10 protein-coding genes and 4 tRNA genes are annotated in these 12,131 nt (G+C 43.4%); 6 read left to right on the top strand and 8 right to left on the bottom strand.

Features of this window, described 5'->3' with window-relative positions; genetic code table 11:
* Positions 1–96: 96 nt before the first annotated feature.
* From BUB99_RS19550 to BUB99_RS19540, 3 genes are all read left to right on the top strand, one after another.
* Positions 97–705: a fumarylacetoacetate hydrolase family protein gene (locus BUB99_RS19550; RefSeq protein WP_073125557.1), complete on the top strand. Its 609-nt coding sequence runs from the start codon at positions 97–99 to the stop codon at positions 703–705.
* Complete coding sequence (locus BUB99_RS19545) at positions 692–2,572, top strand: M23 family metallopeptidase (protein WP_170863858.1); 1,881 nt, start codon at positions 692–694, stop codon at positions 2,570–2,572. Before BUB99_RS19550 ends, BUB99_RS19545 begins: the two co-directional genes overlap by 14 nt.
* Positions 2,573–2,667: 95 nt before the next feature.
* On the top strand, positions 2,668–3,837 hold the full coding sequence (locus BUB99_RS19540; RefSeq protein WP_073125554.1) for an aspartyl protease family protein: 1,170 nt from the start codon (positions 2,668–2,670) through the stop codon (positions 3,835–3,837).
* A 6-nt stretch (positions 3,838–3,843) separates the two neighbouring features.
* Here BUB99_RS19540 and BUB99_RS19535 read toward each other — a convergent pair whose 3' ends face one another.
* A complete protein-coding gene (locus BUB99_RS19535; RefSeq protein ID WP_073125551.1) occupies positions 3,844–5,031 on the bottom strand; it encodes an aspartate aminotransferase family protein in 1,188 nt (395 codons plus the stop codon).
* Positions 5,032–5,144: 113 nt separating this feature from the next.
* Between BUB99_RS19535 and BUB99_RS19530 the strand changes: the two genes are divergently transcribed.
* Together BUB99_RS19530 and BUB99_RS19525 are read left to right on the top strand one after the other, a co-directional pair.
* On the top strand, positions 5,145–7,208 hold the full coding sequence (locus BUB99_RS19530) for a carboxy terminal-processing peptidase (protein WP_084190682.1): 2,064 nt from the start codon (positions 5,145–5,147) through the stop codon (positions 7,206–7,208).
* A 316-nt stretch (positions 7,209–7,524) separates the two neighbouring features.
* The gene (locus tag BUB99_RS19525; RefSeq protein ID WP_158584215.1) at positions 7,525–7,950 is read left to right on the top strand and encodes a DUF302 domain-containing protein; all 426 of its coding nucleotides are present in this window, start codon (positions 7,525–7,527) and stop codon (positions 7,948–7,950) included.
* 300 nt (positions 7,951–8,250) lie between these two features.
* Here the strand turns inward: BUB99_RS19525 and BUB99_RS19520 are convergent.
* The 7 genes from BUB99_RS19520 to BUB99_RS19490 form a co-directional block, all read right to left on the bottom strand.
* Positions 8,251–8,327 (bottom strand) — tRNA-Pro (locus BUB99_RS19520).
* Between the two features lie 97 nt (positions 8,328–8,424).
* Positions 8,425–8,498: transfer RNA gene (locus BUB99_RS19515), tRNA-Pro, on the bottom strand.
* A gap of 36 nt (positions 8,499–8,534) precedes the next feature.
* Positions 8,535–8,608 (bottom strand) — tRNA-Arg (locus tag BUB99_RS19510).
* An 11-nt stretch (positions 8,609–8,619) separates the two neighbouring features.
* Positions 8,620–8,708: transfer RNA gene (locus BUB99_RS19505), tRNA-Ser, on the bottom strand.
* Between the two features lie 162 nt (positions 8,709–8,870).
* The gene (gene arsC / locus BUB99_RS19500) at positions 8,871–9,212 is read right to left on the bottom strand and encodes an arsenate reductase (glutaredoxin) (RefSeq protein ID WP_073125546.1); all 342 of its coding nucleotides are present in this window, start codon (positions 9,210–9,212) and stop codon (positions 8,871–8,873) included.
* Positions 9,205–10,554, bottom strand: coding sequence for a 1-acyl-sn-glycerol-3-phosphate acyltransferase (locus tag BUB99_RS19495; protein WP_073125544.1), 1,350 nt, complete (start codon positions 10,552–10,554; stop codon positions 9,205–9,207). The genes arsC and BUB99_RS19495 overlap by 8 nt, the downstream gene beginning before the upstream one ends.
* Complete coding sequence (locus BUB99_RS19490; protein WP_073125541.1) at positions 10,551–11,840, bottom strand: MFS transporter; 1,290 nt, start codon at positions 11,838–11,840, stop codon at positions 10,551–10,553. Before BUB99_RS19490 ends, BUB99_RS19495 begins: the two co-directional genes overlap by 4 nt.
* 124 nt (positions 11,841–11,964) lie before the next feature.
* On the opposite strand from BUB99_RS19490, the gene BUB99_RS20500 reads away from it, so the two are divergent.
* Positions 11,965–12,126: a hypothetical protein gene (locus BUB99_RS20500; RefSeq protein WP_158584213.1), complete on the top strand. Its 162-nt coding sequence runs from the start codon at positions 11,965–11,967 to the stop codon at positions 12,124–12,126.
* Positions 12,127–12,131 lie beyond the last annotated feature (5 nt).

Genomic DNA, 12,131 nt, shown 5'->3' with positions numbered 1-12,131 from the left:
TTTAGCCGTATTTCATATATTTCTACCTAATTACTTTTACATTTCAGTTCACTTACTTGAACTTAGCGGTCATTTTGGATCAAACCCCATATACGGATGAAAATACTGGCAATAGGAAGAAACTATGTAGAGCATATTCAGGAATTAAATAATGAAAAGCCTGACGAACCCGTTGTGTTTTCCAAGCCTGATTCGGCTCTGCTCCGCAACAACGATGCTTTCTATTACCCAGATTTTACCAAGGATATACATCATGAGGTGGAGGTAGTTATTCGTATCTCCAAAGTGGGCAAAAACATCGAAGAGAAATTTGCACACAAGTATTACGATCAGTTCGCGATTGGTATTGATTTCACTGCGCGGGATTTGCAAACCAAACTCAAAAGCAAGGGACTGCCATGGGATATTGCCAAAGGGTTCAATGGCTCAGCGCCGATCTCTGAATTTCGCTCCGTAGAGGGGTATGATCTTAATAATTTGAATTTCGGATTGAAAATAGATGGTAAGAGTGTTCAGCAGGGCAATACCAGTCTGATGATGTTCGATGTAGACTTTATTATCGCTTATGTCTCGCAATTTTTTACTTTGAAAAAAGGAGACCTTATCTTCACGGGAACCCCAAAAGGTGTAGGTCCTGTCCAGATAGGCAATCGTTTGGAGGCATATCTAGAGGACGAAAAAGTGATGGATTTTGAGATTAAGTAGTATTGTTACCCTTCTTTTATTAGCCAGTATTAATGTGTCTGCTCAGTCACCTAAGCGAGGTGATTTTATATTTCCAGTTAGGCCAAAACAAGAGAACTACCTAGCGGGCACTATGGGAGAGTTACGTTCGACGCATTTTCACTCTGGGATAGATATCAAAACCAGCGGAATCACGGGTCTACCGATCTATGCGGCGGCTGATGGCTATGTAGAACGTGTACGTGTGTCTACGAGTGGTTATGGTAATGCACTCTACATCGCACATCCTCATAATAACTCCGTCACGGTATACGCACATCTCGAACGTTTTAGCCCTGAGATCGCTGCCTATGTGAGGGACAAACAGTATGCACTTGAAAGTTTTGATGTCAATTTATTTCCTGACAAGGGACAGTTCGCGTTCAAGCAAGGCGATGAGGTCGCCAAGTCAGGCAACTCCGGGTCTTCCTCTGGGCCGCATCTGCATTTTGAGATCCGAGACAAAGCACACAAAATACTCGATCCATTAGATTTTGGTTTTGACGAGATCGTGGACAACATCGCTCCGACTGTCTCTAAAGTTGCTTTTGTGACCATGGACGATCATGCACGGGTCAACGGCTTATTTGGTCGCTTTGAGTTCAATGTACAGCTGGATAAAGCTGGAAACCCAGTAATCAATGAACCCTTGTCACTGTTTGGGAATATCGGAGTGGAAGTCTATGTCTATGACCAACTCGATGGCGCACGCAACAAAAACGGGGTAAGACATCAGACGCTCACACTAGACAATGAGTTGATTTTTCAGCAAGACATAGCGACCATGGAGTTTCATCTTCAAAGAAATATTTTGGTGCATACCAATTATAAGCGATCCAGTCAGGGGGGTCGACGTTTTAACAAGTACTATGTTGATGCGGGCAATGAACTCACTTTTTACGAGACTAATAATCTAGATGGAGTTATGCGTGTGATGGATTTGAATCCCCATCATCTGGATATACGGTTGGAGGATAGCTATGGCAACCTGAACCAGTACCGATTTACCATTAATGGATCGAGTGATGATCTGAGAACGTATCAGTTAGCTCAGAGTGCTGATAAACCTGCTGCTGACCTACACCGTGGTTTTTTGGAGTTAAAGACGGATTTGACAGACCGTATTTACTGTGAGGCCAAAGTCTATGTGGACTCTACCATGTATCGTCAGCAGATGTCCTACGATGTGCTAGACCAGGCTTATTATATCTGGGACATGCGCTATGGTATGCCTGATTCGGTAGAGATCTGTGATCAGATGCAGTATTTCGATTTTGTAGCGAAACTTCCCAAGCATAGAGCTGCGGAGTACGAAGGAGAAACCTGTACTGTACGTTTTAGCAACCAAGCGTTGTTTGATCAGTTGTTTTTGCGTTATCAATATGTTGATGAAGGAGGGGCGGAGTATTTCCAGTTTGGGAACGAAGATGTGCCATTGCGTAAATATGTGGAGATCGAGCTTAAGCCTAGTTTGCAGTATGATGTCGAAAAATCTGCCGTGTACAGTGTCAGTAGTCGTGGATCTCTGAGCTATATGGGAGGCGAATGGGAGCAGGGAACGGTGACTTTTAGGACAAGAGACTTGGTCAATTATACGGTTGCAACAGATAGTGTAGCTCCTTTGATCAAACCGCTTCGTTCGAAGTATAGTTTACGGTTTTTAGTGACAGACGATATGTCAGGGATAGGGGAGATACGGGCAGAACTGAATGGAAAATGGTTGCTGATGAACTATGATGCCAAACGTAACTTGATTTGGTCGGATGAGAAATCAGTGGTCATAGGAGAACTCAAGCTGGTCGTCACGGACAACTCAGGGAATATCGCTACCTACGAGCGACGATATTGACTCTAGTCAGTCTGGACGTTTTCGAATTGCAAGAGCAGGCTTTGATATGTTCGGATTTGCAGCTAATTTCATGCCTCCGAAACTAAGAACTTAACATGAAAACGAAACTAGGATTGATTGTGGCCGCCATTTTGGTCGTTGCGAATGCATATGGGCAATCTCCCATCGCTAATATACCATTTGAACAATACGGTGATCATGCCTTTATTCAGGTGAAGGTCAATGGATCAGATGATTTAGATTTTATTTTCGATACTGGAGATGGGTTAACTGTCCTGAATATCGAAAGAGCTAAGGAACTAGGGATGGCCTCTGGATCTACAGCGACGACTACCAGTGCCGAAGGGACGATTAGTGGTAAGCTCGTCAAACACAATGAGTTGACAATAGCCGGTGCACCGATACATAATGTACAAGTTTATGAGACAGATCTCACTCATCTTGAAATCAGCATAGGCAAGGACATAGATGGAATCATCGGGTACGATGTGCTCAAAAATTATGTAGTATCGATGGATTATGATGCGATGGAAATTAAACTTTATGATCCATCTTCATACAGCTACCAAGGGTTGGGAAAGAAGTTTAAAATCAATTTAACGTCATTCATTCCACATATTGAAGGAGAGGTGACGCTGCAGAATGGTGAAAAAGTCAAAGGAGAGTTTTTCGTAGACACGGGGGCTAAGGCGACCATAGATTTCAATACGCCATTTGTAGAAGATAATGATCTGGCATCTAAGGTAGGAGACAGCTACATCTATCTCGTAGCAGGTCTCGGAGAGAAAGAGTACGAGCACCATAGAGGAAAAGTGAAGGAATTTGCCTTTGCGGGGTATAGTTTTGAAGATATGCCAGTTGGACTTAGTCACGCCCAGAGTGGGATACAAAACCATAAAAAAGTGGCAGGTATCATGGGAAGTGGTCTATTGAGGAAATTCAACATCGTATATGATTACCATAGTAAGAGCATGTACTGGGAAAAAAATCAACACTTTGAGGAGTCTTTTCCTACCAACTGCTCTGGTATAGAGTTGCAACTGAGCAAGGATAAGTCTCAGGTGCTAGTTCACAAGGTGTTTGACAATAGCCCTGCATCAGCAGCTGATATTGATGCCAATTCGGTCATTATATCTGTGAACGGAGAAGATGCACTAGCATTAGGCTTGGCCGAACTGTCAGATGTGTTCTCTCAGCCAGGAGAGACGGTAACACTGGTGATCGATGGTGAAACCATAACACTAACACTCAAATCACTTCTGTAAAGGAAGTCACGAAGAAACTTCATCAATGGCCTGTAGTATAGCACTGCAGGCCATTTTTATTTCTCCTTTTTCTATCGTGAGTGGAGGTGCGATACGCATGGCATCATCACAGAATAGAAACCAGTCGGTGAGAAAACCTTTTTCGATGAGGTGATCGATGAGTGTTTTGAGGAAGTCAAAGGATTCAAATGCTACTGCTAGCATGAGTCCTTTGCCACGTACTTCTTTGATTTTGTCGTGTATGAGTAGTGACTTGAAAAGCTCACCTTTAGCGTAGGCTTGCTCGATTAGGTTTGATTCTGTGAGGAAATTAACTGTTGCGAGTGCAGCGGCAGCACTCACTGGGTGTCCACCGAAGGTCGAGATGTGTCCCAGTATGGGGTCATGGGTGAGGCTGTGCATGATGTCCTTGGAGGAGATGAATGCACCGATAGGCATACCACCACCGAGTCCTTTGGCAGATAGCAGGATGTCTGGTGCTGCATCTAACTGCTCGAATGCCCAGAATGTGCCACTACGCCCTACACCGCATTGTACCTCGTCATAGATTAGAAGACATCCCATTTCATCACATCGTTTGCGTAGCGCTTTGAAGTAGTCTGGACTAGCGATTCGTACGCCTGCTTCTCCTTGTATAGGTTCGATGATGACCGCTGCGGTGCGCTCATCTATTGTCTCTAGGTAAGCTTCATCTCCAAATACAATATGATAAACCTCAGGCGTGAGCGGCCTGAAAGGGGTTTTGAGGGACTCGTTACCTCCAGCAGCCAATGCGCCAGAAGTCGATCCGTGGTAGGCGTTGATGCAGGATACGATTTTGGGTCTCCCAGTATATCGCTTGGCGAGTTTGAGAGCTCCTTCCGTTGCCTCACTACCGGAGTTGACCAGAAAAACGTTGTTGAGGTGGTCAGGTAGCGTATCGCAGAGTGCCTTGGCTAGTTGAACTTGTGGCGCCTCGACGAATTCACCATAGACCATGAGATGTAGATATTTGTCAGTTTGCTCCCTAATGGCCGATAGGACAGCAGGGTGGCGATGGCCAATACTACTCACGCCAATGCCTGAGATCAGATCCATATAGGACTTCCCATTTTTGTCGTACATGTAGAGACCTTTTGCCTTTTCTATCTCTAATCCTAATGGGAATTCAGAGGTTTGGCCTAGATGTTGCGAGAAGAGTTGTCTGTTGTTCATATGGGAAGGGTTATTGCTGAGGTGTTAATAAATGCCAAAATTAAACCAAATACTGAGTATTTTACGTTGTTAATTTTCATATTTACTATTTACGAAATCCAAAACTAGACAGGATGATATTGAAGGATCATAGAAAAAGTTTGTTGTTATTACTATTCGTATTCCAAGTGTTTGTCTCGCAGGCCATTACTGTGGGCGATACGTTGGCGGTTTTAGAGCCAGCACCTAAGCACTGGAAGGAGACCTATCTCATCAACAACTTACTTAGCAAGAATCACTACCGAAAGATGGAACTGAATGATTCGTTATCGTCGGTCATCTTCAATGATTTTCTAGAGTCGCTCGATTTTAATAAGTCTTATTTTCTGCAAGCAGACATAGATTACTTCAGTAAGTACGAGTATGAACTTGATGATTACATCAAAAAAGGAAATGTCGATGTAGCGTTTCAGATATTCAGAATCTTTAGAGAGCGAGCCAACACACGGATCGATTATGTGGATGACCTCTTGGCGGCTGGATTTGATTATTCAATAGAAGAATCTCTCAATATCGACGATGATGATATAGAGTGGGCGTCTTCTAATGACGAAATCAATGAACGATGGAGAAAGATCATTAAGAGTCAAGCACTGAGTCTCAAACTAGCTGGCAAGACGGACGAGGAGATCGTAGAGTCGCTCACCAAAAGATACAAACGTTACCGCAAAGGGATCAATCAGTATAATTCTGACGATGTTTTTCAGTTCTATATGAATGCATATTCAGGTGCGTATGATCCCCATACCAATTATTTTTCACCAATCTCTTCAGAGAATTTCAACATCTCAATGAGTTTGTCGCTCGAAGGGATAGGAGCTAGGCTGACCCAGAGTATGGACTATACAGTAGTCAACGAAGTGGTCGCTGGGGGTCCTGCCTACAAGAGTAAGTTGCTGCACAAGGATGATAAAATCATCGGCGTGGCACAAGGGGATGAAAATGCTTTTGTAGATGTGATAGGTTGGAGATTGCAGGACGTAGTACATCTGATTAGAGGAAAGAAAGGAACCGTGGTACGTTTGCAAGTCTTGAAATTCGACGAAGCAGCAGGAGCGATTCCTAGGGAAATAAGACTGGTCCGTGACAAAATCAAGCTAGAGGAGCAGTCTGCTAAGTCGGAGATTATGCCGATCTATAATGGATCAAAAATGTATAACCTCGGCGTGATTACGCTACCGAGCTTTTACATCAATTTTGAAGAAGCCCGTCAGGGGATAGAAGATTATAAAAGTACGACACGTGATGTGAAACTGATTATCGAAGACCTCAAAGCACAAAACGTGGATGGGATATTGATCGATCTGCGTTACAATGGTGGAGGGTCGCTCAAAGAAGCCATTGACCTCACAGGGTTATTTATCGATCAAGGACCAGTGGTCCAAGTGAGGAACTCTGATGGTACAGTGGATGTCAAACGTGACGAAGATATACGTGTGCAATATGATGGGCCTTTGGCTGTCATGATCAACCGTTTTTCTGCTTCTGCTTCAGAGATTTTTAGCGGAGCGATCCAGGATTACAAAAGAGGGGTCATCGTAGGAGAGACTTCATTTGGTAAAGGAACGGTGCAGAATCTGATCGACTTAAACCGAATGTTTCCCAATGATACCGAGCAAATGGGGCAGCTGAAATTGACGCTGGCGAAGTTTTATAGAGTGAGCGGTAGTAGTACACAGAATATTGGGGTGACACCTGATATTGGATTCCCGTCTGGGTTCGAAGCGGCCAAGTTTGGGGAGAGTTCAAGACCTAATTCACTGCCTTGGGATCAGATCGCCTCATCATATTATCGTCCTACCAATAGCATATCGCCACAGTTGATCAGACACCTTGAGGATATCTATCAGACGGATTTGAAAACAGATGTGGATTTGCAATATCTCAAGGAGGATGTGAAAAGACTTAAGGAGCAGCAGGATGATGATGTCATGTCGCTCAACTATGATGAACGAAAAGCGGAAATCGACGAAGATGAAGCGCGTAAAACGAATAGAGAAGCACTGGCTGAGTCAGGTGGCTCGATCGGAAAAGAGCTAACGACTGCCGAAGAGGATCAGAAAAAATTGACCGAAGACCCTTATCTAAAAGAAGGACTCAAACTACTGGCAGAAGTAGTGAGTCAGGAAACGAAATAATAGTATACCGAAGAGATCGAAAGGCTGCATTATGAGTTTTAAACACTCATAATGCAGCCTTTCGTGTGTTAGAGCCTTCTCTTAGTGGTGTTGTTTTAGAGGGTAGAGTAGGGGAGAGTTGATTTTTAATCCATTATTTATCCGTGTTCATCGAAAAAAGTAAAATAATTGGAATTTATGCTGAGGTTGAGTGGATAAAATGAATAATTTTGAATTGTATTATTCACTGTTTGAAGATATACTAACCGACGCTTTGAGAAAATATAATTGTACTTTGAGGAGATTGATGTCCCCGATTAATAAAATAGTAGTGTGTTTGACGCTTTTGTTGGGTCTCTCTCATCTCTCCATGGGGCAAGATCCTACCATCTATGTCAGTCCCTTTGATGTAGAAGAGACACTTTCCAAAATTCATGTCAGCCTAGACGCGAACCATCACAAGTATATACATACCAGTATGTTTGAAGCGGATTCTCTTGGGGCGGGAGAATTTAAGGGTAGAGTGCATGTAGTGGATTTTATGATGAAGGATGTGGAGGCACTCATTGCGTGTGAACCCACAGTCGCTTTTGATTTGCCGCTTAAGATATTGGTTTGGTCTGAGGAATCGGATGTGTATTTGGCCTATGTTAATCCATTTATTATCAAACGACGCTACTTTATCAACGGGTGTGATGAGTATCTATCAGCCTACAACAAGGCAATGATCCGCATCGTCAATGATGCCATCAGGACGCAGTAGGCTGGACAGATGTTATGTCCTTAACTGACCATAGTCCTTGTCCTTAGTTGGACACAGTCTCTGTCCTTCGGATCAGTCGGTATTTCTGGGGATAAAAATCAATACTCGACATTCATTATTCCAATCATTCAAATTAACCTCAAAGACTCGAAATTCGTGATTGTTTTTTTTATAAAACAATCACGAATTTCGAACAATGAATCTTGAATAACGAAGTGATTCCTTTTCTTGCCCCTGTCCCAAGAAAATTGTGTAATTGTATTTAAACAAAAAGCTCAGCATTTGCTGAGCTTTTTGTTTTGGTCGGGATGACAGGATTTGAACCTGCGACCCCTCGCCCCCCAGGCGAGTACTCTACCGGACTGAGCCACATCCCGAAATGTGTTGATGGGTTTGTAAATCTAAAACCGATGGAGTGAAATCTACAAACAAAATTGAAAAAGAAAAGCCACTCAAGAGAGTGGCTTTTCAAAGTCGGGATACCAGGATTCGAACCTGGGACCCCCTGGTCCCAAACCAGGTGCGCTACCGGACTGCGCCACATCCCGAATTGTTATTGTCTCCGGTAATTTGACAATTTTTTGTGATCCGCTCAGGACTCGAACCTGAAACCTACTGCTTAGAAGGCAGTTGCTCTATCCAGTTGAGCTAGCAGACCTTAGTTTCTTGCGGAGAGAGGGGGATTCGAACCCCCGGAACGGTTTAACCCGTTCGCATGTTTAGCAAACATGTGGTTTCAGCCACTCACCCACCTCTCCGGGATAAAAAATCATCCTCATTTCCTTGAGGCTTTATCTACCCCTCAAAAACGAGATGCAAATATAGCATAAGATTTAAGAGAACTGCAAAGTCGAAATGAAAAATAGACTAAAAATATTGTGATTATTTTCTAAGCCTTTGATTACGTTTGTTTTAGTGAATCAAATAATTTCAAGGACCTTTTCTGGAGGTCTACCGATCACAGCTTTTCCGTTTTTGATGATGATGGGACGCTCGATTAATTTGGGATTGGCGACCATGATATCAATCCATTCTGGATCACTATGGCGTTGTTTTTTGTACTGTTCTTTGTAGATGCTTTCTCCTTTTCTCAGCAGGTCTTCTGCTTTGATTCCTAGCATAGAGATGATCTCAGATAATTCGGCGTGCGTCGGAGGCGTTTTGAGGTATTCAATGATTTCTAAGTCTTCCTGTCTTTCTTCGAGTATGCTCAGTGTGTTTCTACTCTTTTGACATCTGGGGTTGTGGTATATTTTAGTCATGGTGATTTAGTCTGTCGAGATACATTTGTTTGGCATTGTCTAGTTGGTGTGTGACACTTGTTTTCAGAAGCTTGAGGTTGCGCAGTTGCTCTTTTTTGGAACTACTAAACAGCACGCTCATATAGTGCCTCATCCTTTTGGCAAATTTATAATAATGCAGGGCATATATACCAAATAAAGGAAAAGCGATAAAGCAGAGTGTGGCTTGTTCCCAGTGGAGTGTGAGGTAGTGTCTCAGGATCCAAGTGAGTAGCGTATAGTAGAGCGGAAAGGTGATCATGCCTAGTATCATAGTGATAGAGGCATGGTATTCTCTCTCTTGAGATATTTTGCGCGCCAACCAACTGGGGAGTTGAAAAGGGAGATAATTCCCGGCCAGACCCATGACAAAGAGTGGGCTTGCCAGTATGAGGTAAAGCGACTTGAGAACAGTCATACTCCAGAGTCTGACATAGCTTTTGTCAAAGTTGCTCTTGGATTTAACCTGAGTAGAAAGCTCATCTAATGCTTCTACCTTTTGCTTTAGTTCTTGGTATTGGGTGGGTACGTGGAGATGAAAGAAGCGTATGGCGTGTGCGATTTCTTGATTGATGACAAAGTCTTTATGATCGTTTTTTGCATCTAGCTCTTCTTTTAGTTGTGGTTTGTAAAGCTTCTTGATTTTGTAGAATAGTGCTTCTTGCTCTGCATTTTCTGTATGGATTGTCAGGGTTTCCATCTTGATGCGCAGTTCGTTGGTGAGCTGTTGTACGGTGGCTATTTCGTTCTGCTGATATTCGCTGCGATAGTTTTGGAGGCTGATGGGTTCGCCTATATTGATATGGACTTTACTGCGAAACTGCGTGGGGTGGTTGTAGTAAATCCCGACAGGTAGGATTTTGACTCCTAGCCCAAAAGCTCTGCGTGCCTCTGCTCCGAATCCAATACGTACGCCACCAGTTTTTATTTTACGAAGTTTGAGTTCGTGTATGCTGGTACCTTCTGGGAATATGACGAGCGTATTGTTTTGCTCTAAATAGTCGTAGCATGCGCGAAAGCTGTCTTGGTTGTCTATCTCCTGACCTGCTTTGACGTCTTGCTGACGATAGACGGGGATGACATGGAAGTAGTCGAAGACTCGGTTGACTACCGCATGGACGAAGATGGAGGCATTCGCCAAAAAACCAACCTTTTGCTTGAAAATGATCGCGAGTAGCAGCGGGTCCATCAGTGTATTGGGATGGTTGGACATGATGATCAACGGGCCGTCAGAGATGGATACTGACGGCCTGCTGATGGCTACTTTCTTGTAAAATATGTGAATAGCTATCCTGAGAATGAATCGAAGGATGCGATAGATCAATCTTCTTTGGACTGAAGTTTAGTAAAGAACAGAATCAAAAGTCCAATACCGAAAAATAGTGTCATAAACAGAATAGAATTACGCATTGTACCCGTGAGACTCAGTATGGCTCCATAGGTCAGCGTACCGAGTACGATGGCGATTTTTTCAGTCACATCGTAGAAACTGAAATAGGAAGCCGTGTCTTTGGTGCCCTCAGGGATCAATTTAGAGTAGGTGGATCGGGAGATGGACTGGATACCTCCCATGACGAGTCCAAGTACGGCAGCTAGTCCATAAAAGGACGTTTTATCTTGAATCAAATAGGCCATGATACATATCCCAATCCAGATAATGATGGCGAGCATGATCGATGTTTTGTTACCTTTTAGGATGGATATCCATGCAAATAAATAAGCACCACCGATAGCAACGAGTTGAATGATCAAGATCACGATGATCATCTCGACGGACTCCATACCGATCTCTTTTGCTGCAAAGAGCGGGGCAAGTAGCATGACAGACTGAACCCCCATGCTGTAAAAAAAGAACGAACTGAGATAACGCAGTGCACTGGCACGTTCTTTTAGACTGGTGAATACCTTTTGTAATTCACGAAATCCTGCACTGAGGACTTGCGAAGTTATTTTGTTTTTGGTAGGTCTGTCTTCGAGTCTCGCAAAGGCGATGTGCGCAAAACCGAACCACCAAAGCCCGACTAGTAGGAAAACAAATTGGGTGGCGCTACCTGCTCCATCGAACCCAAAAGTCTCAGGCATCTGCACCAGTACCAAACTCACGATGAGGAGCAGTACACTGCCAATATAACCCATAGAAAACCCTTTGGCGCTCACGGCATCCATTTTGGACTCAGAGGCGATCTCTGGCAAGAAGGCATTGTAGAATACGACCGATGAGGCATAGCCTATGCTCGCTGTAATTGCGAGTAGAATACCGATCTCGATATTGGCACCATCGAAGAAGAACAGTCCCATACAAGCGAGTGATCCTAAATAGGTGAAGAATCGCATGTAGGATTTTTTAGCACCGCGATAGTCAGCGATCCCAGAGAGGACTGGGTAAAGGATAACCGCAATCAAAAATGAAAAGGAAATAGCATAAGAATATAGGACTGAACTGTCTATTTCTATCCCGAAAAATGTTACCAAGTCACCACCGAAGGCTGCCTGCGTGGCATTGGCGTAGTAGATCGGAAATATGGCAGTGGTCACGATAAGGTTGTACACCGAGTTGGCCCAGTCATAGGAGCACCATGCGTTGATGGTTTTTTTGTCATCTAGAATCATGGCGACAAGATATTTAATTTTGGATTCAAACGGGAGTAGTGAATTTTAATTCTAAATTAAAACTAGCCGAATATGGATTTTCTTAATTTGTCGTTAATATTGAGCCTCAAAAACAGCAGCTACAATGAGCAGTCAAACTAGATCTACATTAAAACTCATCGCCATTATTTTGGTGATTTTCATGGTACTCATGCAACTCAACTTGGTCATCATTCCAGCGTTGGCGGTGTATAAGTTTTGGGTGATGGTAGGAGCCTTCATATTGTTATTGGTAGCTTCTTCCTAAAATAG

Source organism: Reichenbachiella agariperforans (assembly GCF_900142205.1).
Classification (GTDB): Bacteria; Bacteroidota; Bacteroidia; order Cytophagales; family Cyclobacteriaceae; genus Reichenbachiella; species Reichenbachiella agariperforans.
The sequence above is the reverse complement of the archived record's forward strand: the minus strand, read 5'-3'. Positions and strand labels throughout refer to the sequence as shown.

Bases quoted from the DNA above. Each gene is read 5' to 3' on its own strand.
- BUB99_RS19550 (WP_073125557.1), top strand. From the start codon at position 97: ATGAAAATACTGGCAATAGGAAGAAACTATGTAGAGCATATTCAGGAA.
- BUB99_RS19540 (WP_073125554.1), top strand. From the start codon at position 2,668: ATGAAAACGAAACTAGGATTGATTGTGGCCGCCATTTTGGTCGTTGCG.
- BUB99_RS19535 (WP_073125551.1), bottom strand. From the start codon at position 5,031: ATGAACAACAGACAACTCTTCTCGCAACATCTAGGCCAAACCTCTGAA.
- BUB99_RS19530 (WP_084190682.1), top strand. From the start codon at position 5,145: ATGATATTGAAGGATCATAGAAAAAGTTTGTTGTTATTACTATTCGTA.
- arsC (WP_073125546.1), bottom strand. From the start codon at position 9,212: ATGACTAAAATATACCACAACCCCAGATGTCAAAAGAGTAGAAACACA.
- BUB99_RS19490 (WP_073125541.1), bottom strand. From the start codon at position 11,840: ATGATTCTAGATGACAAAAAAACCATCAACGCATGGTGCTCCTATGAC.
- BUB99_RS20500 (WP_158584213.1), top strand. From the start codon at position 11,965: ATGAGCAGTCAAACTAGATCTACATTAAAACTCATCGCCATTATTTTG.